The following is a 21,252-nucleotide window of genomic DNA, read 5'->3' as shown; positions in this document are numbered from 1 at the left end:
ATTATAAGATGTTTCGCGGAATCATATTTGGGCGTATGTATACCTTGGAATACACGAGTCGCGCCCGCAGCGCGGCGGGAGGAGCGGACATGGGTGGATACGGCCTTCGCGCGGTCGCGCTTGCGTTGGGTCTGGGGCTGGTCTGGGCATTCGGGGCGGCCGCACAGGGCCAGGCCCCGCAGCTGTCGCAAAGCACCACGGATCATTCCAAGCTCAAGGAATTGCAGAAGGATTTCGCTTCCGGCCCCGAGGTGACGGCGGCCTGCCTGTCCTGCCACACCGAGGCCGCGACGCAGGTCAAGCACTCGATCCACTGGAAATGGGAGTTCGAGAATCCCTCGACCGGCCAGATCCTCGGCAAGAGCCATGTGGTGAACTCGTTCTGCGGCACGGTGGCCTCGAACGAGGCGCGCTGCACCTCCTGCCACACCGGCTATGGCTGGACCGACATGAGCGCCCCTCCGCCGAGCGAGGCCACGGCGGTCGATTGCCTGGTCTGCCATGACACCTCGGGCCAATACACCAAGCTCGACTCGGCCGCGGGCCACCCGCCGCTGGAGGCGAAGGGCAAGACCATCACCGGAGCGGACGCCTGGGCGGTGGACCTGAAGAAGGCCGCGCAAAGCGTGGGCGCGCCCGGGCGCGAGAATTGCGGCTCCTGCCATTTCTACGGCGGCGGCGGGGACAACGTGAAACATGGCGATCTCAGTTCCGCCCTGTTCCATCCCGGCCTTGACGTCGATGTCCACATGTCGGCCGAGGGCGAGAATTTCACCTGTTCGACCTGCCACCATTCCGACCGGCACATCTTCGCGGGCTCGCGCTATGACGTCCACGCGATGGACCCCGAGGGCACCGGCAAGCCCGGCCAGATCCGCCAGGACGTCGCCACCTGCGAAAGCTGCCACGGCACCGCGCCGCACAAGGCGCTGTCGGTCACCGGCATGAAGCTGAACGACCATGTCGACCGCATCGCCTGCCAGACCTGCCACATTCCCAGCTTCGCCCGGGGCGGGGTGGCGACCAAGACCGGCTGGGACTGGTCGACCGCAGGCCGGATGGATGCGGACGGCAAGCCCGCGCATGAGGAGAACTATGTCCAGGGCGACGGCAAGGCGCTGCACACCTATCTCGCCACCAAGGGCGATTTCGAATGGGGCGAGAATGTCGTGCCGCATTACGCCTGGTTCAACGGCCAGGTCGAATACACCCTCACCGACAAGGTGATCGACCCGACCCAGGTGGTCGAGATCAACCGCATCGAGGGCAGCCCGGATGACGGCCGGTCGCGGATCTGGCCCTTCAAGCGGATGGAGGGGCGGCAGGCTTATGACGCGGGCCTGAACCATCTGGCCTATGCCAATGTCTGGGGTCCCACGACGGATACCGCCTACTGGACGAATTTCGACTGGGCCAAGGCGATCGAGGCGGGAATGGCGGCCGCGGGCAAGGACTATTCCGGGCAATACGGTTTCGTCGATACCCATATGTACTGGCCCATCACCCATATGGTCGCGCCCGCAAGCGATGCGGTCGATTGCCGCGAATGCCACGCCCCGCAGGGCCGCATGGCGGGGATCACCGGCGTCTACCTGCCCGGCTCGAACCCGACCAGCCCGGGCGCCCTGATCGGCATCGCCTTCTTCCTCGCGATGGCCTCGGGCGTGCTGCTTCACACGGTGCTGCGGATCATCACCCGCGGCGGAAAGGGAGGGAAGACCCATGACTGACGACGCCGTGAAACCTCCCGCGCCGTTCGAACGCGGGCTCACGCCATGCCCCGACTGCGCCGAACGCGAGGTGCTGATCTATCCCCGCTTCGAGCGGCTCTGGCACTGGTCGCAGGCGGGGTCCATCGTCGTCCTGATGTTCACCGGGCTGGGCATGAACGGCGTTCACGGGCTGATCAGCTTCGAACTGGCGGTGCGGCTGCACACGATCGTCGCGCTGGCGCTGTTGCTCTTGTGGGTCTTTGCCACCTTCTGGCTGGTCACCACGGGCAGCTGGAAGGTGTTCCTGCCGCGCGTGCTGGGGCTTTTCGCGGTGGCGCGCTACTATGCCTATGGCGTGTTCAAGGGCGAACATCACCCCTACCAGAAAAGCCTCGCGCAGCGGCTGAACCCGCTTCAGGCGATGGCCTATTCCGCGCTGAAGACCGTGGTCTTCCCGCTGGTCTGGGGCACGGGGCTGGTCTACCTGACCTACAATTTCTGGGAAACCCTGCCCAACGCGCCCTTCCTGCTGGAGGTGGTGGCCAATATCCACCTGGCGGTGGCCTATATCGTGTCGGGCTTCGTGATCCTGCACATCTATCTGCTGACCATCGGCCATTCCTTCCGCGACGGCGTGCGCCCGATGATCACCGGCACCGAGAAGGTCGCCCTGACCCCCGAGCAGGAAGCCTATCTCGAACGGCACGAAACCTGGCGGCTGGTCGACTGAAAGGCCCGCGCCCCGAAACGCGAAAAGGCGCCCCGCGGGGCGCCTTGTTCGTTCCGTATCGGCGGTCTGGCCTCAGCGGCCCCAGCTGCGCACCGGGCCGCAATCCATATGCACGAAATTCGAGCCGGAATAGCTCCCGACGCCGCCCGCACTGCACGCGCTTGCCGCCCGCGCCATCTGGCCCACCGACCGGCTCTTCAGCCGCAGGTCCGCGGCCTGACCCTTCATGTGCAGCGAGTTCTTGGCCACGCCGCCCGACCGCGAGCGCAGCATCGCGTTGGTCTGCGGGCTGCGATAGCCCGACAGCAGCATGTAGGGCTCGTCCACATCCAGCAGCCTGTGCGCCGCCGTCATGATGTCGAGATTGCGCAGATCCATCGAGATCGTCTGGCCGTTCCGCCAGTCGCGCATGAAGTGGTTGATTTCCTTAACCGCTTCCTTGATGTAATCGCCTTCGATCCAGTAGATCGTGTCGATGCTTTCGCCGGTGCGCCCCGAATACATCCGGATCCGCCGGATGTCGCCCGCGCCCCGAAGGACGCCAAAGGCATTTGCGAAAGTCGGTGCCGCCACGACGGTGGTGGCTGCGAACGCGGCCAGAAGGCCACGGCGCGATATGCCGTTCCGGGTCATGTTCATGTTTTCTCCGCCCGCCCCAGTTTCGTTCCAATGCCGCGATTTCACGGCGTTTTTTTCCTCGGACCAGTCGTTCCGACCCAAAGCGTCTATCGCATATTTGCCCATTTGCGCCAAGCATCGATTCGACGCAGACAGCCGCGCTGTGGCAAACCGGCAAGAACTTGCTCATACTTGGGGTTTAGTTTGGTTTCTTGCCGACCGCTGGAATCCTGCAACAGGGGGCGCGTTCCCGATGCAAGGCTGTGGATTTCCATGTGGACAGGTCGGATGGATTGGCCGATGGTTGGGCGGTATTGCGCGACCGGAAAGCCTGACAGGGGAATGGGTTGATGCGTCTTGTTGATCTGCGTTGCGGCTTGCTGGCCGGCGCCGTTGCCGTCGTTCTGGGTCTGGCCGGTCCGCTGCCGTCCCATGCGGCCATGGACCAGGCCGCCTTTCGCCAGGCCGTGGCCGAGGCGGCGTCGGACGACGCGGCCGTCGCCGCCTTCTACCGCGACCGCGACTATGCCGCCTTCTGGACAAAGGCCGACGCCGCGGAGCGGCGCGCCGCGCTTCTGACCGCGCTGGCGCAGGCGCCCGATCACGGTCTGCCCGCCACGCGGCACGATCCCCATGCGCTGATCGCCGCCTTCCGCGAGGCGCGCACGCTGCGCGATATCGGCCGGGCCGAGGTGATGGCGACGCGGATGTTCCTGTCCTACGCCCGCGACATCGGCTCGGGCGTGATCGACCCGCGCCGCGTGGTCACCGATATCAAGCGCCAGATCGACCGGCCCGACCCGGCCGACCTGCTGGCCCGGCTGGCCGCGGCCGACAATCCCGGCGCCGTCCTGCGTAGCCTCGCCCCGCGCAGCCCCGAATATGCCCGCCTCCTGCGCGAGAAGACGCGCCTCGAACAACTCATCGCCGAGGGGGGCTGGGGCCCACGCGTGCCGTCCGGCACGCTGCGCCCCGGCCAGACCGGCACAGCCGTGGTCGCACTGCGCAACCGCATGATCGCCATGGGCTATCTCGCCCGGTCCGCCGCAGCCAGCTATGACGCGGCGCTGCAAAAGGCGGTGCAGGCGTTCCAGCTCGATCACGGGCTGGAACCCGACGGCGTCGCCGGTGCGGGCACCGTGGACGAGATCAACATCGCCCCCGAGGAGCGGCTGAAATCCATCCTCGTCGCGATGGAGCGCGAGCGCTGGCTCGGCGACGAGCGGGGCGACCGGCATGTTCTGGTCAACATCACCGATTTCCACGCCCGCATCGTCGACGCGGGCGAGGTGGTGTTCCAGACCCGCTCGGTCGTGGGCAAGAATGTCGGCGACCAGCGCACGCCCGAGTTCTCGGACGTCATGGATCACATGGTCATCAATCCCACCTGGAACGTCCCGCGCTCGATCACGGTCAAGGAATACCTGCCCAAGATGCAGGCCAACCCGAACGCGCATGGCTATCTGCAACTGGTGGATGCCCGCGGCCGGGTGGTCAGCCGCGGCGCGGTGGATTTCTCGCGCTATACCGCGCGCACCTTCCCCTTCGCCCTCAAGCAGCCGCCCTCGCAGGCCAACGCGCTGGGGCTGGTGAAGTTCATGTTCCCCAACCCCTACAACATCTACCTGCACGACACCCCGTCGAAATCGCTGTTCGCGCGCGAGGTGCGCACGTTCAGCCATGGCTGCATCCGTCTGGGCGATCCGTTCGACTTCGCCTATGCGCTGCTTGCCGCCCAGACCGACGACCCCAAGGGCTTCTTCGCCGCGCGGCTTGCCACCGGGCGCGAGACGCGGGTCGATCTGGAACAGCCGCTGCCGATCCACATCATCTATCGCACCGCCGTCACCGATCCCGCCGGGCGGGTGCAGTATCGCCGCGATGTCTATGGCCGTGACGCGGCGATTTTCGACGCGTTGCAGGCCGCCGGGGTGGCGCTCGCCCCGGTTCGGGGGTAAATCGCGACCCGACAGGACCGGACGGCGCAGGCCGCGCCGGTCGCGGGCAGGGGGGCGGCATGGCGTTCACACTCGACCAGATCGCGACCGCGCTCGGCGCGCGTCTCGAAGGCGACGGATCGCTGACGATCACGCGCGCCGCGGAACCGGCCGAGGCCGGGCCCGACGCGCTGGCCCTCGCGATGAAGCCCGACTATGCCGAGGGGCTGGCCCGCGGCGGCGCACAGGCCGCGATCCTGTGGGACGGTGCCGACCGGCGCGCGCTGGGGCTGCGCGCGGCGCTCTTCGTGCCGCGCCCGCGCTATGCGCTCTCGGGCCTGACCCGCCTGATGGATCCCGGTCCCGAGATCGCGCCGGGCATCCATCCCTCCGCCGTGATCGACCCCGACGCCCGGATCGGCGACGGCGCCGCGATCGGCCCGCTCGTCGTCATCGGCCCCCGCGCCGAGATCGGCCCCCGCGCGCGCATCTCCGCCCATGCCGTGATCGCCGAAGAGGCCCGCATCGGCGCGGATGCGCTGATCCTGGCGGGCGTCAGGATCGGCGCGCGCGTCACGCTGGGCGACCGCGTGATCGTGCAACCCGGCGCGGTGATCGGCGCCGACGGGTTCTCCTTCGTCACGCCCGAGAAATCCGCCGTCGAGAACGTGCGCGCCACGCTGGGCGATGCGGGCGCGGCGGGCGCGCAAAGCTGGACGCGCATCCATTCGCTGGGCAGCGTGACCATCGGCGACGATGTCGAGATCGGCGCCAATAGCTGCATCGACCGCGGCACGATCCGCGACACCGTGATCGGCGCGGGCACCAAGCTCGACAACCTCGTCCATGTCGGCCACAACGTCCGGATCGGCCGCGACTGCCTGCTTTGCGGGCAGGTTGGCATCGCGGGCTCGGTGCGGATCGGCGACCGGGTGGTGTTCGCGGGCCAGGTCGGCGTCAATGACAACATCTTTGTCGGCGACGACGTGATCGCGGGCGGCGCGACCAAGATCTTCACCAACGCGCCCGCGGGCCGGGTCCTGCTGGGCTATCCCGCGATGCGCATGGACGCCCATGTCGAGGCCTACAAGGGCCTGCGCCGTCTGCCGCGGCTTTTCGCGCAGGTGGCTGCATTGCAGAAAGCGGTTTCAAAGCTGTCGCGAAGCGACTAGATCCTCCCACGATCAAATAAGCCAGAGAGGCAAGGGATGTCGGACAGCGTGAAGGACAGGGTGATCGCGATCATCGCCGAGCAGGCCGTGCTCGAACCTTCGGACGTCAAGATGGACTCGACGCTCGAGGATCTGGGCATCGACAGCCTCGGGCTGGTGGAATCGATCTTCGCCATCGAAGAGGCGTTCGACATCCAGGTGCCGTTCAACGCCAACGACCCCTCGGAAAGCGAGTTCGACATCTCGTCGGTGGCCGCCATCGTCCGCGCGGTCGAGGGGCTGGTAGCCGACCAGAACGCATGAGGCGCGTCGTCATCACCGGCCAGGGCACGATCAACGCGCTCGGCCACAACGTCCCCGCCACGCTGGCGGCCTTCCGCGAGGGGCGCTGCGGCATCGGCGAGATCGACATCCGCGATGTCGAACGGCTGTCGATCCGCATCGGCGGGCAGGTCAGGGGCTACGAGCCCGAAGAGCATTTCAACCGCCAGCAGATCGCGCTCTATGACCGCTTCACCCAGTTCACCCTGATGGCCGCGCGCGAGGCGATCGCGCAATCGGGGCTGGATTTCTGCGGCGAGCTTTCGCACGAGGCCGGCGTCGTGCTGGGCACGTCCGGCGGGGGCATGACCACGCTCGACGAGAATTACCGCTCGGTCTACGAAGAGGGCAAGAACCGCGTCCATCCCTTCGTCGTGCCGAAGCTGATGAACAATGCCGCGGCCAGCCATGTCTCGATGACCTACAACCTGCGCGGGCCGTCCTTCACCGTGGCCACCGCCTGCGCCTCCTCGAACCACGCGATGGGGCAGGCCTTCCACCTGATCCGCTCGGGCATCAGCCGGGTGATCGTGACCGGCGGCTCGGAATCGATGCTCTGCTTCGGCGGGATCAAGGCCTGGGAAGGGCTGCGCGTGATGTCCAGGGATGCCTGCCGCCCGTTCAGCGCCAATCGCAACGGCATGGTCCAGGGCGAGGGCGCGGCGGTCTTCGTGTTCGAGGAATACGACCACGCCCGCGCCCGCGGCGCCGAGATCCTCGCCGAAGTCGTGGGCTTCGCCATGACGGCGGATGCCTCCGACATCGTCATGCCGTCGCGCCAGGGCGCGGCCCGCGCGATCGCGGGTGCGCTGCGCGATGCCAAGCTTGCACCGACCGATGTGGGCTATATCAACGCCCATGGCACCGGCACGGCCGCCAATGACAAGACCGAATGCGCCGCCGTGGCGGATGTGTTCGGCGCCCATGCCGACCGGCTGATGATCTCGTCGACCAAGTCGATGCATGGCCATCTGATCGGCGGCACCGGCGCGGTCGAGCTGCTGGCCTGCATCATGGCGCTGAAGGACGGGGTGATCGCGCCGACCATCGGCTACGAGGAACCCGACCCCGAATGCATGCTCGACGTGGTGCCGAACGAGGCGCGCGAGGCGCAGGTCGATGTGGTTCTGTCCAACGCCTTCGCCTTCGGCGGGCTGAACGCGGTTCTGGCGCTTCGCCGGGCCTGATGGCGTGCGCCGCGGCCGGGGCCTGCCCCCCGGACCGCGGCAGGTCTCGGCTCACTGCCCGGCGAGGGTCGCGGCCACCAGGTCATAGGCGGCGGTGAAGCCCGACAGCGACATCGCGATTTCCGCGGTCTGGTCCGGCGCCACCAGCGGAACGATGGTGACCTTGGCGGCACGCCCGGCCTTGAAGGCTGCGACCTCCTCGGCGGTCAGCGCAAAGCGCGCATAGCAGGCCTGCGGCGTGCAGAAGCTGAAGCGATAGCGCTTGGGCGCAGCGGCATCTATGCCCAGCCGCAGATCCTCGCTCAGCAACGTCTCCAGCGGCGTCGCGATCTCGACCGCCGCGGCGCGCGGCGCGGCGGCGGGCGGCAGCGGCGCCATCGAGACCTGGCTCACCGGGTTGTCCTCGGAATCCCGCAGCAATTGCTGCATGTTGCAGGATTCCCGGTCCCCGTTCACCCGGACGCAGACCACCTGCCAATCCTGGAAGACCTCCTTGACATAGGCCCGGGGCGCATCGTCCGCGTCGTCCTCGCCCATCGGAAGGCGCTCGATCTCGGCCGTGGTCGCAACCGGCGGCTCGGCCGCCTCGGCGCCCGCCTCGGGGGTGCCGCCCGCGTCCTGCGCCAGCACGGGGCCGGCCAGCGACATGAGGGCCACAAGGCCGATTGGTCTGAGAAGTTCACGCATGCTCTGCCTGCCTTTGCTGCATTTGCTGCCTCGCAAGCCGCCCTCTAGCATGACCGCGCGAGGCTGTCAGCGGGCAATCGCGGGACGACGGCGAAGGCTTGCCCGGGACAAGAAAAAAGGGCCGCGATGCAGCCCTTTCCCTTGATGTCTTTCTCCCTGTCGGACGGGCCGACCTTTTATGAGGTCGCAGGCTACGGGCTTTGCCCACAGCCGTCAACAGGCAAAGAACCGCCGGTCCTGCCGCGGCACGGACGCACAGGAACGAGGGACGCACATGGAAAAGGGGCGCAGCTGAAAAAAGGCCGCATCGCGGGGATGCGGCCCAGTCCATCAGGGAGGAAGACCCGCCCGGACCGATGGCCCGGTCTGCGGGATGAAATCAGACTCGCACGGATCGGTTAAATTTGTATTGTCGAAACCGCAGGTTCGGCGAAGGAGCGCACATCTTGTCGCAGCGGCTTTTCATCGGCGGCGCCGGTCCCGATCACGCGGCGCCGCAACATCTCCGCCTCGACTATGCCAACCGGCACGGCCTGATCGCGGGCGCCACCGGCACGGGCAAGACCGTGACGCTCCAGATCCTCGCCGAAGGCTTCTCGGCGGCCGGCGTTCCGGTCTTCCTGTCGGACATCAAGGGCGATCTCGCCGGGCTCGCCGCGCCCGGCCGGCCCGAGTCCAGGCTGCATGACGCCTTCCGCGCCCGCGCCGAAACCATCGGGCTTGCCGATTACGCCTATTCGGCCTTCCCGGTCACCTTCTGGGATCTCTTCGGCGCCCAGGGCCACCCGATCCGCACCACCATCGCCGAGATGGGGCCGCTGCTGCTGTCGCGCCTGCTCGATCTCAACGAGGTGCAGGAGGGCGTTCTGAACGTCGCCTTCCGCCTCGCCGATGACGAGGGCCTGCCGCTGCTCGACCTCGCCGACCTGCGCGCGATGCTGGCCTTTGTCGGCGAAAGGTCCGGCGCGCTGTCGCTCAGCTACGGCACCGTCGCGCCCGCCTCGATCGGCGCGATCCAGCGTCGGCTGCTGGTGCTGGAAAACCAGGGCGGCGCGCGGCTCTTCGGCGAACCCGCACTCGATCTCGCCGACCTGATGCGCGTCGATCCCGACGGCCGCGGCCGGATCAACATCCTCGCCGCCGACGCGCTGATGAGCGCGCCGCGCCTCTACGCGACCTTCCTGCTCTGGCTGCTGTCCGAGCTTTTCGAGACGCTCCCCGAGATCGGCGACCCGGACAAGCCGCGCCTCGTCTTCTTCTTCGACGAGGCGCATCTGCTCTTCGACGACGCCCCCAGGGCGCTGGTGGACAAGGTCGAACAGGTCGCGCGCCTGATCCGCTCCAAGGGGGTCGGGGTCTATTTCGTCACCCAGAACCCCGACGACGTGCCCCGGACCGTGCTTGGCCAACTCGGCAACCGGGTGCAGCACGCGCTGCGCGCCTTCACCGCGCGCGACCGCACCGCGCTGAAGCGTGCGGCCGAAACCTATCGCGACAATCCCGATTTCGACACGGCGCAGGCGATCCGCGAGGTCGGCGTCGGCGAGGCGGTGACCTCGCTGCTCGAGGACAAGGGCGTGCCCGGCATGGCCCAGCGCACCCTGATCCGCCCGCCCTCCTCGCAACTCGGCCCGATCGAGCCCGCCTTGCGCGCCGCCCTGATCGCTGCCTCGCCCGTTGCGGGCAGGTATGACCAGCCGATCGACCGCGATTCCGCCCACGAGATGCTGGCCCGCCGCGCCGCCCAGGCCGCCCGCGACGCCGAAGAGGCCACCCGCCGCGACCAGGCGGCCGCCGCGGCCGAACGCGAGCACCGCGCCGCGCGCCGCTACTCCGCGCCGTCCCGCAGCACGACCGCCTCGCGCCGCCGCCCGCCGCCCGACAGCCTCGGCGCCGCCCTGGGCGACGCGCTCATCAAGGAACTTTCGGGCACCACCGGCAAACGCCTCGTCCGCGGCATCCTCGGCGGCCTCTTCAAGGGCCGCTGATCGGCCCGCCCGCCGCCCCGGTCCTTCTTCTGGCCCCAAATATCCCCGCCGGAGGCACGCCCGGCCCGGCCGGGCGCCACGCCCAACCCCGGACAAGCGGGGCGCCTGCGCCCTGCGCCGGCCGGGGGCGGGAGCCGCCCCCCGGGCTCCCTCACAACGGCCGGATCTTCAGCCGCGTGATCCGGTTGGCCTGGCGCTGCAACACCTCGAAACGGAAGCCGTGGAAGGAAAACACCTGCCCCTGGGTCGGGATCGACTGCGCCTCGTGGATCACCAGCCCGGCGATCGTGTTGGCCTCCTCGTCGGGCAGCGCCCAGTCCATCGCCCGGTTCAGGTCGCGGATCGTCATCGCGCCGTCGACCAGCACCGCGCCATCCTCGGTCTGGCGCAGCGGATGCTCGGCATCCAGGTCGAACTCGTCGGTGATCTCGCCCACGATCTCCTCCAGGATATCCTCCAGCGTGATCAGCCCCCTCAGCGCGCCATATTCGTCCACCACCAGCGCGAAATGGCTGTGGCGGCGCAGGAATTCGCGCATCTGGTCGTCCAGCGTGGTGGTCTCGGGCACGAAATAGGGCTTGCGCGCCACATCGAGCGCCCGGAATTCCTTCAGCTTCTCGGCGCTGGCATCGGGCCCGCGCAACAGCCGGTCCATCGCGCGCAACAGGTCCTTGGCATGGATCACGCCGACGATGTTCTCGGGATCGCCGCGGAACAGCGGCAGCCGCGTATGCGTGCTGTCCAGCGCGCGCGACAGGATCTCCTCGGGCGGCAGGTCGGCATCGATCATCTCGATCTGCGAGCGGTGCAGCATGATCTCCTCGACCGTCCGCTCGCCCAGATCCAGCGCGCCCAGGATGCGGTCGCGATCCTCCTTCTCGACCAGCCCCTCGGAATGGCCCAGTTGCAGTGCCCCCGCGATCTCCTCGCGCACGGCCAGGATATGGCTGTCGGGATCGGTGCGCACCCCGAAGGCCGCCAGCAGCAGCCGCACCAGCGCGCGCACCGCCGAGACGACGGGCGAGACGACCAGGATCACCAGCCGGATCACCGGCGAGACCCGCGCGGCGGCCGTCTCGGCATTGGTGATCGCGTAGGTCTTGGGCAGCACCTCGGCGAAGATCAGCACCAGCAGCGTCATCACCAGCGTCGCCAGCGCCACGCCGGATTCCCCGAAGGCCCGCGTGAACAGCGCGGTCGCCAGCGAGGCGGCGAGGATGTTGACCATGTTGTTGCCCAGCAGCACCGAGCCGATCAGCCGTTCGTTGTCCTCGGTGATCTCCAGCGCCCGTTCCGCGCCCCGGTCGCCCCGATCCGCCCGCGCCCGCAGCTTCCCGCGCGAGGCCGCGGTCAGCGCGGTTTCCGACCCCGAGAAGAAGGCCGACAGCAACAGCAGCAGAACGATGGCGGCAATCGTCGCGAAGAAGGCTGCGTCAAGCAGCGGGGCAGGGCTTTCCATCGCTCTCTCTGTCGGACCGATCGTCCAGGGTCATCGATCCAAGTTATGGGGCGCGACGGCCCCCGGTTCAAGTCGCGTCCGTTCCGCGGGCCAGCGGGTGATGCTCCAGCACCAGCGCGCGCAGCCGCTCGTCCAGAACATGGGTATAGATCTCGGTGGTCGAGACATCCGCATGCCCCAGCAGCGTCTGGATCGAGCGCAGATCCGCCCCGCCCGCCAGCAGATGCGTCGCAAAGGCATGGCGCAGCGTGTGCGGCGTCACCTTGCCCGGGTCGATGCCCCCGGCCACCGCGATCTCCTTGATCAGCCCGTAGAACCGGTGCCGCGTCAGATGCCCCAGCCGCCCGCGCGAGGGAAACAGGAACCGGCTGGCCGCCGCGCCCGCCGCGCGCGCCGCCGTCTCGGCCGCGTCGCGTTCGACCAGCCAGTCGGCCAGCGCCGCGCGCGCGGGCCGCGACAGCGGCACCATCCGCTCCCTGCCGCCCTTGCCCCGGATCAGCAGCATCCGCGGATCCCCCCGCGCGCTGGACACCGGCAGCGAGACCAGCTCGCTCACCCGCATCCCCGTCGCGTAAAGCAGCTGCACGAGGCAGGCATTGCGCCCTGCGTCGCGCGGCGAGGCGTCGGCCGCGGCCAGCAGACGGTCCACCTCGTCATGGCTCAGCGTCTTCGGCAGCCGCCGCGCCTTGCCCGGCCCCTTGATCTGCAAGGCCGGGTTGTCGCCGCGCCAGCCCTCGTCATAGGCAAAGCGGAAAAGCTGCCTGATCGCCGACAGCCGCCGCGCGCGGGTGGCCAGCGCCAGCCCCTCGGCCTCGCAGGCGACCAGATAGGCGGTGATGTCGCGTTCGCCCACGCCCTCGAAGGCCAGCCCCCGCCGCTCCAGCCACCCGGCGAAATCGCGCAGGTCGCGGGCATAGGCCAGTTGCGTGTTGGTCGCGGCGTCCCGTTCGGCCGCCTGCGCCTCCAGGAAGGTCGCGATCCAGCGCAGCGCGTCCCCGCTCATCCCCGCCGCTCCAGCAGCATCAGTTGCAGCGCACCTTGCCTTGCGACCGATTCCAGCCCCAGCCGCCGCATCAGCACCAGCGCCCGCGTGACCTCGCCCAGATTGCCGCGTGCCCCGTCGGTGATCAGGTCGATCGCGCTCAGGATCGCCTCGCCCAGCCGCGCCTCGGCCAGCAGGCGCGCCTCGGCCGGGCCGGGTTCGGTCATCGTGAACCCCTCGATCAGCGCCGCGCCCAGCGCATCGGGCGGCTCCAGCCCCTCGGTCGCGCCCGTGGCGATCCCGATCAGCAGCCGTTCCTCGTCCGAGACCGGCGCGCGCGCCAGCGCGACGGCCTCGTATTCCTCGGTCAGCAGCCCGATCCGGAAGGCCAGCGCACCGGCCTCGCCGGGCAGGCCCAGCCGCGCCAGCCGCGCGCCGTAAAGCTGGGCAAAGGCCACCTCCAGCTCGGCCCCCAGCATCGCCTCCCAGGCGGGCGCCAGCGCGGCGGCGATGGCGCCGGGCTGGCCTGCGATCATCGCCACGTCGAACTCCTGCAACGCCGCGACACGGCCCCACATCCCGCCCGAGGCGGCGGGCTTGCGCTCGGTCCAGATGCCCAGCAACTGGTTGGGCGCCAGCGCGCCGGTCCGCGCCAGCCGCTCGGACGCCTCGATCCGCGCCTTCCATCCGGCAGTCGTGCGCAGGTCGGACCGCGCAAAGGCCAGCGGCAGCGTCACCGTGCCCAGCGGCTCGCCGACCGCCTCGCGCATGCGGAAGATCAGCGGGCTGGGGCGGCTGGGTGCGGGCAGGGGCTCGCCGATCTCGGCCAGTTCGGGGTCGAGAAAGCGCGCCAGCAGCGCGTCCTCCTCGTCGGTGACATAGCCCAGCGCGCGCGCCGTCTCCAGCGTCAGCGCCGCGGCATTCCAGTCGCCGCGCCGCGCCAGGCAGAACACCCGCGTCGGAAAGGTCGGCGCGACATCGGGCGTCAGGCGCATCGCCGCGCAGGCGCGATCCTCCTGACCCGTCAGCAGCGAGATGTCGAACCAGCGGCGGAACAGTTCCGGATCGGTCGGCCCCGCGCGTTCCACCAGCGCCTGCGCCTGGTCCAGCGCCCCCAGGTCCAGCAGCTTGTCCAGCCGCGCCAGCAGCACCAGACCGTCCTCGCCCGGGCGCATCCCCGCGGGCGGGTCAAGCTCGGCCAGCAGCAGCGTCAGCAACAGCGCCTGCACCGCGGGCAGCGTGTCCACCCGCTCGGCCCGGATCGCGCGGGCGATCTCCTCGGGCTGCCCCGGCCCCCACAGATCGCGCGGCAGCCCGGTGACCTGCCCGGGCAACAGCCCGACCGCATCGACGCTGATCCCGGCCAGCGGCTGCACCTCGATCGGCTCGGTGCCGGGTCCGGGGCTCAGCGCGGGCGGCACCGTGCGCACCGTCGGATCGGTCACCGAGTCCGACAGCCAGTCGATCGCCGACAGCGGCGGTTCGGCGCGCACCGGCCCGCTCGCGGCGGCCCAGGCCACCGCCAGAACGGCCAGCGGGCGCATCGTCCTAGTCCACATCGAGCGTCAGGCTTTCGCTCACCACCGTCTGGTCGGGTGTCAGATCGCCCAGATAGGCAAAGCCGACCAGCCCGACGAATCCGATGACAACCAGAATTATCAATAGCTTCAGAAGCCGCAACATCCTGCCCTGCCTTCCGTTTTGGTCCGCGCGTTACCCGCTTTGGCTCGATTATAACTGGCATTCCCGGGGAGTTCACGCCATTGAAGGGCCGCAGGGAACAACTTGGCGGGAGGTCGCCTGAATTGGGCGCAAGGCTGAAGAAGACCATCGCCCTTGTCGGGCTGATGGGCGCGGGCAAGACCGCGGTCGGCACGGCGCTGGCCAGAAAGCTGGACGTGCCCTTCCGCGATTCGGATGCCGAGATCGTCGCGGCCGCCAACATGAGCATCGCCGAGATCTTCGCCCGCGACGGCGAGGCGTTCTTCCGCGCCCGCGAGTCGCAGGTGATCGCCCGCCTGCTGGACGGCCCGCCCGGGGTGCTGTCCACCGGCGGCGGCGCCTTCCTGTCCGAGGCGAACCGCGCCGCGATCACGGCGCGCGGCGTGTCGGTCTGGCTCGATGCCGATCTGGACCTGTTGTGGAACCGGGTGCGGCACAAGGCGACGCGGCCGCTGTTGCAGACCGCCGACCCCCTCGGAACGCTGTCGCGGCTCTATGACGAGCGCAAGCCCTTCTACGCGCTGGCGGATCTGGCGGTGAAGGCCGACCCGCGCTATTCGATCGAGGACATGGCCGACAAGGTGCTGGACGCGCTCCGCACCCGGCCCGACGTGCTGGAGGGGATGTGAGCGAGACCGTTGAAACCGTGCATGTGGCCCTGCCGGGGCGCGCCTACGACATCCGCATCGGCCCCGGCCTGATCGCGCGCGCGGGCGCCGAGATCGGCCCGCTGCTGACCCGTCCCCGCGTCGCGATCCTGACCGACGAAACCGTCGCCGCCCTGCATCTGGAGGCGTTTCGCACGGGGCTGGCCGCCGCGGGCATCGAGGCCCCGGCGCTTGCCCTGCCGCCCGGCGAGGCGACCAAGGGCTGGGCGCAGTTCTCGCGCGCGGTGGAATGGCTGATCGAGCAGAAGGTCGAGCGCGGCGGCATGGTGGTGGCGCTGGGCGGCGGCGTGATCGGCGATCTGGCAGGCTTTGCCGCGGCCGTCCTGCGCCGCGGCGTGCGCTTCGTCCAGGTGCCGACCACGCTGCTGGCGCAGGTCGACAGTTCGGTGGGCGGCAAGACCGGGATCAATTCCCCCCTGGGCAAGAACCTGATCGGCGCCTTCCACCAGCCGAGCCTGGTGCTGGCCGATACCGGCGTGCTGGACACGCTGCCGCGCCGCGATTTCCTGGCCGGCTATGGCGAGGTGGTGAAATACGGCCTTCTGGGCGACGCGGCCTTCTTCGACTGGCTGGAGGAGAACGGCCCCGCGCTGGCCGCGGGCGACCTGGCCGCGCGCATCCATGCGGTGCGGCGGTCCTGCGAGATGAAGGCGGGCATCGTCGAGCGCGACGAGACCGAACAGGGCGAACGCGCGTTGCTGAACCTCGGCCACACCTTCTGCCACGCGCTGGAGGCCGCGACCGGCTATTCCGACCGGCTCCTGCATGGCGAGGGCGTGGCGATTGGCTGCGCGCTGGCCTTCGAACTGTCGGCGCGGATGGGGCTGTGCAGCCAGGAAGAGCCCTCGCGGGTGCGCGCGCATCTGGCGGCGATGGGGATGAAGAGGGATCTGGCCGACATCCCCGGCGACCTGCCCGGCGCCGAGGCGCTGATCGGGTTGATGGCGCAGGACAAGAAGGTTCAGGACGGTCGGCTGCGTTTCGTCCTGGCCCGCGGGATCGGGCAGGCCTTCGTCACCTCGGATGTCGATGCGGGGCTGTTGCGCGCGATGCTGGACGAGGCGCTGGCCGCGCGCCGGGGCTGACGGGGTCTGGCGGGGGCAGAGGGCGCAAGGGGGGCGCTGCCCCCCGTCCTTGCGGACTCCCCCCGGGATATTTCCGGCCAGAAGAAGAAGGGCAGGGCGGGGGTTTCAGGCCGAACCGGACAGGGAAGGGGGCAGGCCGAGGCGGCCGCGCCGCGCGGGCAGGTCGGCCATGACCCGGCGGCGGTCCTCGGGGCGCATCCTGGTCCAGGCGGTGATCTCGTCGATCGAGCGCAGGCAGCCGGTGCACAGGCGGCTGTCGCGGTCGACCACGCAGACCCTTGTGCAGGGGCTTTCGATGGCGCCATCGACGCGGGCGGGGCGGTCTTCGCTCATGGCGCGTCCTTCAGATGGCGCAGGCGGTCAAGGAACCCTTGCAGGATATAGCCCGCGGCGACATGGTCAATCACTTCGGCGCGGCGCTTGCGCGAGGTGTCGGCCTCGAGCAGCGCGCGTTCGGCCGCCACGGTCGAGAGCCGCTCGTCCCAGAAGCCGATGGGCAGCTCGGTCAGCCGCGAGAGATTGCGCGCGAAGGCCCGGGTCGACTGGCAGCGCGGCCCCTCGCTGCCATCCATGTTGCGCGGCAGCCCCAGCACAAGCCCCCCGGCAGAGCGCCCCGCCGCGATCTCCAGCAGGCGGGCGGCATCCTGCGTGAACTTGCTGCGCCGGATCGTTTCCAGCGGGCTCGCGACCGAGCGCAGCCCGTCCGAGACCGCCACGCCGATGGTCTTTTCCCCGAAATCCAGCCCCACCAGCGCGCCGCGTTCGGGCAGGGCGGCGGCGAAACCCTCGGCGCTGTCGAAGACGCTCACTCGGCCACGCCCGCCGCGATGGCGGCCGCGCGCACGGTGTCCAGCGCCTCCGGGTGCGGCGCGAAGACCTGCTGCGCCTCGGCCCAGATGCCGCCCGCCTGCTCGGTATCGCCCAGCATGCCCAGTGCGCGGATCAGCTGCGCCCATTCCTCGGGGCTGCCGCCCTGGTTGGCCAGCCGGTCGGACAGGCCCGCCACCATGCCGACGATCATCTGCCGACGCTGTTCGGGGGTCATCCCCTTGGCGGCCGCGATATCCTCGGCCGAGGGGCCGCGCAGGGGACCGGCCTGCGGCAGCGGCGGCGGGGTGTAGTCGTCATCGCCCGCGAACCAGGCCAGGTCGCGGATCTGGGAATGCACCGGCGCAAGCCAGGGATCGTCCGGCTGCGAGACCGACAGAAGCTCGCGCCAGACCCGGAAGGCGATGTCGGGCCGCCCGGTCTGGATATGCATCAGCCCCCAGTAATAGAGCGCGGTGCCGTTCCTCGGATCGCGGTTCAGGGCGTTTTCCAGCACCGCCTCGGCCTCGGGCGAGACATAGCCGCCCGCGGCCAGCACCATCATGTCGGCCATGGTGGCATGGTCCTCGGCGGTCGCGCGGCCCTCCTTCAGTTCGATGGCGCGCGATTGCGCGGCATAGGCGGCGCGGAAATTGCCCAGCGCGGCCTCGTTGCGGGCCAGCAGCAGAAACCCGCGCAGATCGTCGCCGCGTTCGGCGACCACCTCGCGCAGCCGCTCGACCAGGTCCAGATGCTGCGGCTCGGGCGCGGGCACCGGGATCGGCGGCGCGGCCTCCTCGGCCTCGGCCTGGCGCATGCGGTTGGCGCGGAACTCCGAGGCCTGCGCGATGCGCGCCGCCATCGGCTGGTCGGAATAGCCCGGCGCCCCGATCGTGCGGTAAACGCCCCAGCTACCGCCCAGCAGCAGCACCGCCAGCGCCAGCCCGAGTGCCAGGCTTGCCGCGCGCGGGGCCGGGGTGACGGCGGTCACGGCCGCCAGCTTGCGGTCGGCCTCCAGCACCCGGCGCGAGACCTCGGTGCGGATGCGCCCGGCCTCGTCGGCGGTGATGACGCCGCGGGCCAGGTCGCGATCGACCTCGCGCAACTGCTCGCGATAGACCTGAAGGTCATAGGCCGCAGCCGGCGCCGCATCGGAGCGGCCGCGCAGCAGCGCCAGGATCAGCAGCACCGCGATTGCCGCGGCAAGCCCCAGGGCAATGAGCGTGAATGCCATACGGGTCCACCCCTTCTTCAGCCTCACCCGCCGATCTATTACGGACCGGCCGGTTCCGAAAGGGCAAAGCGGCCGCCGCCCCGCCCCGGCGCCGCCCGGACGGGGCGCTCCGCGCGGGCGGAAAACATGGTGTCCCCGGTGTCGGATGCAGCGGCGAGAGCCCGGCGGACAAGGCCGAACCGGGACACTTGTGGCCGCGCCGGACCGGTCGGGGCGGCGCGCGGCCGACCGCGCCGGGGGCGGATATCTCACCAGGATGTGATCCTGCCCGCGGCCAGCCGCGCGCCCATGTCGGCTGGGCCGCTCTGTCGCAGGGCGTGCATCTGCGCATTTGGTCGCCTTGACGCGCGCAGGGACGCTTCGCATAACGGGCGCCAAATCTCATTCGGAGTCCTGTCCATGTCCGACAACAATTACGACGTTCTGGTTCCCGAATCCGCCGCCAAGTGGTTCGGCATCGTGGCCGGCCTGCTTCTGCCGGTCTTCTTCGGCGTGGTCGGCGCCCAGATCTACGGCAACACCGATGGCGGTTCCGTCCAGGTCTACCCGGTGATCGAGGACTGAGCGGTCCCGGCCCCCTTGCCGATGGCGGCGGGGGGGGGGGCGGTCCTGACGGCGGTTCGGCGCCGCGCCGCGCGGAACCCGTCGGAATTCTTGTCCGATGAAAGTCCGATGAAAGTCCGATGGAATTCCGATGGAATTCCGATCCCGCCTGACCGGCGGATCTGCGTCGTCTCGTGCCGGGACCGGGGCGGTGAGGGCGCGCGTCTATTTCTCCCCCCGGGACTTGACCTTGCCCCCATCCCCGCGCCATCTAGGGCAAAGTGACGCATCAAAGACCAACAGGGGGAACCATGGCCTTCGAACTTCCCGACCTTCCCTATGCCCATGACGCGCTCGCCGATCTGGGCATGTCGCGGGAGACGATGGAGTACCATCACGACCTGCACCACAAGGCCTATGTGGACAATGGCAACAAGCTGATCGCCGGCACCGAATGGGAGGGCAAGTCCCTCGAGGATGTCGTCAGGGGCACCTACCAGAAGGGCGCGGTGGCCCAGAACGGCATCTTCAACAACGCCTCACAGCATTGGAATCATTGCCAGTTCTGGGAAATGATGGGGCCGGGAAAATCCGCCATGCCCTCGGAGCTCGAGGCGCGGATCAACGACGCCTTCGGCTCGGTCGAGAAGTTCAAGGAGGAATTCTCGGCCGCGGGGGCCGGGCAGTTCGGCTCGGGCTGGTGCTGGCTGGTGGTCGATACCGATGGCGCGCTCAAGGTGACCAAGACCGAGAACGGGGTGAACCCGCTCTGCTTCGGCCAGACCGCGCTTCTGGGCTGCGATGTGTGGGAACATTCCTACTATATCGACTTCCGCAACAAGCGCCCGGCCTACCTGTCGAATTTCCTCGATCACCTCGTGAACTGGGAAAACGTCGCCGCGCGGCTTTCGCACGCGTAACCCCGGCATTTCGCATGGCCTGCGGCCGTCCCCCCGGGGGGCGGCCGTTTGCATTCGGGCTTGCGGTTTCGCGCGTCTTCCGGCTGCGCTATGATCGCGCAAAACAAGAGCGGGCAGCCATGCGATTTTCCCTTTCCATTCTGCGCCTTGTGGCGCTTCTGTCCGTGCTTGGCGGGGCGGTCCCGGTGTTGGCGCAGGAGATGACGGCGCTGGCGCGGCCCGATCCGGCGGCTTCCCGGGTGGCGGATGCCGGGGCAGGGTTTGCGCTGATCCTCGACCTGTCCCAGCCGGTGCCCTACCGGGTCTACACGCTGGACAACCCGCCGCGGCTGGTCGCGGATTTCCGCGAGGTGGACTGGCGCGGCACCGATCCCGCGGCGCTGATCGCCACCGGCCGGGTGCTTGGGGCGCGGGCAGGGGCGGTGCGGCCGGGCTGGTCGCGGCTGGTGCTGGAGCTTGGCGGCCCCTTTGCCATCGAGACGGCCGAGATGGCGCGCGACCGGGCGACAGGCCGGGCGCTCCTGTCGGTGCGGCTTGCCCCTGCCGATCCGGACGCCTTCGCCACCTCTGCCCGCCCGCCCGCCTCGGCGCTATGGGGCCTGCCACCACCCGAGGAACTGGCCCCGCCGCAGCGCCGCCAGGACGGCACGCGGCCCTTGCGCGTCGTGCTCGACCCCGGCCATGGCGGCATCGACCCCGGCGCAGAGCGGGGCGGCTTGCGCGAATCGGATCTGATGCTGACCTTCGCCCGCGAACTGTCCGAGGCGCTGATCCGCGCCGGGCACGAACCGGTGCTGACCCGCGACGGCGATCATTTCGTGCCGCTGGAAACCCGCATCGACATCGCGCGCGCGGCCCGGGCCGATCTGTTCATCTCGCTGCATGCCGATGCGCTGGCCGATGGGCAGGCGAGCGGCGGCACGGTCTACACGCTTTCGGAAACCGCGTCGGACAAGGCCTCGGCCCTGCTGGCCGAACGCCATGACCGCGACGCGCTGCTGGCGGGGGTGGACCTGACCGACAAGGATGACGAGATCGCGACCGTCCTGATGGACATCGCCCGGACCGAGACCGCACCCCGGGCCGACCGGCTGGCGGATGCCATCGTGGCGGGGTTGCAGACCCATGTCGGAAGCCTGCACAAGCGGCCGCGGCTGTCGGCGGGCTTCTCTGTGCTCAAATCGCCCGATATCCCTTCGGTGCTGGTCGAACTGGGCTTCCTGTCCTCGGAACGCGACCGGCGCAACCTCGTTTCGCCCGAATGGCGCGCGCGGGCGATTGCCGGAATCGTCGGCGCGATCCGGGAATGGGCGGCCGAGGACGCGGCACAGGCGGTATTGCTGCGGCGCTGAAACCGGTCCCTCCCGAGGACGTGACCGGCAGGCCGGCGCATCGCGGCCCGGCCCGGGGCCGTTCGTTTTGACCCCGGACGCGGGGCGGCGTATAGAGGTCCATGCGATCAGGAAAGGGCAGGGGCGGT

Annotated in this window: 21 protein-coding genes; 12 read left to right on the top strand and 9 right to left on the bottom strand. The window is 69.4% G+C overall.

The genetic code is table 11. The annotated features are described in order from the left end of the window. Nucleotides 1–89 precede the first annotated feature (89 nt). Entirely contained in the window at nt 90–1,730 is a 1,641-nt protein-coding gene (locus tag NHN26_RS04460; protein ID WP_253088316.1) for a tetrathionate reductase family octaheme c-type cytochrome, read from the top strand. After that, nucleotides 1,723–2,442 (top strand): cytochrome b/b6 domain-containing protein, encoded by a 720-nt coding sequence (locus NHN26_RS04455; RefSeq protein WP_253088315.1) that lies wholly within the window; start codon nt 1,723–1,725, stop codon nt 2,440–2,442. Before NHN26_RS04460 ends, NHN26_RS04455 begins: the two co-directional genes overlap by 8 nt. A gap of 72 nt (nt 2,443–2,514) precedes the next feature. Here the strand turns inward: NHN26_RS04455 and mepK are convergent, their stop codons facing one another. Then, nucleotides 2,515–3,075: a peptidoglycan L,D-endopeptidase MepK gene (gene mepK / locus NHN26_RS04450; protein ID WP_253088453.1), complete on the bottom strand. Its 561-nt coding sequence runs from the start codon at nt 3,073–3,075 to the stop codon at nt 2,515–2,517. 335 nt (nt 3,076–3,410) lie between these two features. Here mepK and NHN26_RS04445 point away from each other — a divergent pair, with 335 nt between their 5' ends. Genes NHN26_RS04445 through NHN26_RS04430 form a run of 4 tightly spaced genes read left to right on the top strand, consistent with a single transcriptional unit; the run spans nt 3,411 to nt 7,677 of the window. Then, a complete protein-coding gene (locus NHN26_RS04445; protein WP_253088314.1) occupies nt 3,411–5,018 on the top strand; it encodes a L,D-transpeptidase family protein in 1,608 nt (535 codons plus the stop codon). A gap of 59 nt (nt 5,019–5,077) precedes the next feature. After that, entirely contained in the window at nt 5,078–6,169 is a 1,092-nt protein-coding gene (gene lpxD / locus NHN26_RS04440; protein ID WP_253088313.1) for a UDP-3-O-(3-hydroxymyristoyl)glucosamine N-acyltransferase, read from the top strand. A gap of 36 nt (nt 6,170–6,205) precedes the next feature. Next, nucleotides 6,206–6,472, top strand: coding sequence for an acyl carrier protein (locus tag NHN26_RS04435; protein ID WP_253088312.1), 267 nt, complete (start codon nt 6,206–6,208; stop codon nt 6,470–6,472). Then, nucleotides 6,469–7,677: a beta-ketoacyl-[acyl-carrier-protein] synthase family protein gene (locus NHN26_RS04430; RefSeq protein WP_253088311.1), complete on the top strand. Its 1,209-nt coding sequence runs from the start codon at nt 6,469–6,471 to the stop codon at nt 7,675–7,677. The genes NHN26_RS04435 and NHN26_RS04430 overlap by 4 nt, the downstream gene beginning before the upstream one ends. A gap of 51 nt (nt 7,678–7,728) precedes the next feature. Here the strand turns inward: NHN26_RS04430 and NHN26_RS04425 are convergent, their stop codons facing one another. Next, entirely contained in the window at nt 7,729–8,364 is a 636-nt protein-coding gene (locus tag NHN26_RS04425) for an invasion associated locus B family protein (protein WP_253088310.1), read from the bottom strand. 446 nt (nt 8,365–8,810) lie between these two features. On the opposite strand from NHN26_RS04425, the gene NHN26_RS04420 reads away from it, so the two are divergent. Next, complete coding sequence (locus NHN26_RS04420; protein WP_253088309.1) at nt 8,811–10,352, top strand: helicase HerA-like domain-containing protein; 1,542 nt, start codon at nt 8,811–8,813, stop codon at nt 10,350–10,352. A 151-nt stretch (nt 10,353–10,503) separates the two neighbouring features. Here the strand turns inward: NHN26_RS04420 and NHN26_RS04415 are convergent, their stop codons facing one another. The 4 genes from NHN26_RS04415 to NHN26_RS17470 all read right to left on the bottom strand — a co-directional run bounded on the left by NHN26_RS04415 (nt 10,504) and on the right by NHN26_RS17470 (nt 14,476). Continuing rightward, nucleotides 10,504–11,811, bottom strand: coding sequence for an HlyC/CorC family transporter (locus NHN26_RS04415; protein ID WP_253088308.1), 1,308 nt, complete (start codon nt 11,809–11,811; stop codon nt 10,504–10,506). 67 nt (nt 11,812–11,878) lie between these two features. Then, nucleotides 11,879–12,814, bottom strand: a complete 936-nt coding sequence (locus NHN26_RS04410) for a site-specific tyrosine recombinase XerD (RefSeq protein ID WP_253088307.1) — start codon at nt 12,812–12,814, stop codon at nt 11,879–11,881. Further along, entirely contained in the window at nt 12,811–14,337 is a 1,527-nt protein-coding gene (locus NHN26_RS04405; RefSeq protein WP_253088306.1) for a hypothetical protein, read from the bottom strand. The genes NHN26_RS04410 and NHN26_RS04405 overlap by 4 nt, the downstream gene beginning before the upstream one ends. 4 nt (nt 14,338–14,341) lie before the next feature. After that, nucleotides 14,342–14,476, bottom strand: coding sequence for a hypothetical protein (locus NHN26_RS17470; protein WP_290442810.1), 135 nt, complete (start codon nt 14,474–14,476; stop codon nt 14,342–14,344). A 122-nt stretch (nt 14,477–14,598) separates the two neighbouring features. Between NHN26_RS17470 and NHN26_RS04400 the strand changes: the two genes are divergently transcribed. Together NHN26_RS04400 and aroB are read left to right on the top strand one after the other, a co-directional pair. After that, nucleotides 14,599–15,144, top strand: a complete 546-nt coding sequence (locus tag NHN26_RS04400; RefSeq protein ID WP_290442809.1) for a shikimate kinase — start codon at nt 14,599–14,601, stop codon at nt 15,142–15,144. Then, nucleotides 15,141–16,268, top strand: a complete 1,128-nt coding sequence (aroB, locus tag NHN26_RS04395; RefSeq protein ID WP_253088305.1) for a 3-dehydroquinate synthase — start codon at nt 15,141–15,143, stop codon at nt 16,266–16,268. Before NHN26_RS04400 ends, aroB begins: the two co-directional genes overlap by 4 nt. A 105-nt stretch (nt 16,269–16,373) precedes the next feature. Here the strand turns inward: aroB and NHN26_RS04390 are convergent, their stop codons facing one another. From NHN26_RS04390 to ccmI, 3 genes are read right to left on the bottom strand one after another with little or no spacing between them, the layout of a single operon-like run. After that, nucleotides 16,374–16,601 carry a DUF1289 domain-containing protein gene (locus NHN26_RS04390; protein ID WP_253088304.1) on the bottom strand — a complete coding sequence of 76 codons (228 nt, stop codon included), beginning with the start codon at nt 16,599–16,601 and terminating at the stop codon, nt 16,374–16,376. Further along, nucleotides 16,598–17,077: a Holliday junction resolvase RuvX gene (gene ruvX, locus NHN26_RS04385; RefSeq protein WP_253088303.1), complete on the bottom strand. Its 480-nt coding sequence runs from the start codon at nt 17,075–17,077 to the stop codon at nt 16,598–16,600. The genes NHN26_RS04390 and ruvX overlap by 4 nt, the downstream gene beginning before the upstream one ends. Then, on the bottom strand, nt 17,074–18,309 hold the full coding sequence (gene ccmI, locus NHN26_RS04380; RefSeq protein ID WP_253088302.1) for a c-type cytochrome biogenesis protein CcmI: 1,236 nt from the start codon (nt 18,307–18,309) through the stop codon (nt 17,074–17,076). Before ccmI ends, ruvX begins: the two co-directional genes overlap by 4 nt. A gap of 399 nt (nt 18,310–18,708) precedes the next feature. On the opposite strand from ccmI, the gene NHN26_RS04375 reads away from it, so the two are divergent. The 3 genes from NHN26_RS04375 (at nt 18,709) to NHN26_RS04365 (ending at nt 21,124) form a co-directional block, all read left to right on the top strand. After that, on the top strand, nt 18,709–18,873 hold the full coding sequence (locus tag NHN26_RS04375; protein ID WP_253088301.1) for a hypothetical protein: 165 nt from the start codon (nt 18,709–18,711) through the stop codon (nt 18,871–18,873). A gap of 290 nt (nt 18,874–19,163) precedes the next feature. Then, entirely contained in the window at nt 19,164–19,772 is a 609-nt protein-coding gene (locus NHN26_RS04370) for a superoxide dismutase (RefSeq protein WP_253088300.1), read from the top strand. 119 nt (nt 19,773–19,891) lie between these two features. Further along, nucleotides 19,892–21,124 (top strand): N-acetylmuramoyl-L-alanine amidase, encoded by a 1,233-nt coding sequence (locus NHN26_RS04365; RefSeq protein ID WP_253088299.1) that lies wholly within the window; start codon nt 19,892–19,894, stop codon nt 21,122–21,124. Nucleotides 21,125–21,252 lie beyond the last annotated feature (128 nt).

Source organism: Rhodovulum tesquicola (assembly GCF_024128855.1).
Lineage (GTDB): Bacteria > Pseudomonadota > Alphaproteobacteria > Rhodobacterales > Rhodobacteraceae > Rhodovulum > Rhodovulum tesquicola.
This window is presented reverse-complemented; position numbering and strand designations above follow the sequence as displayed.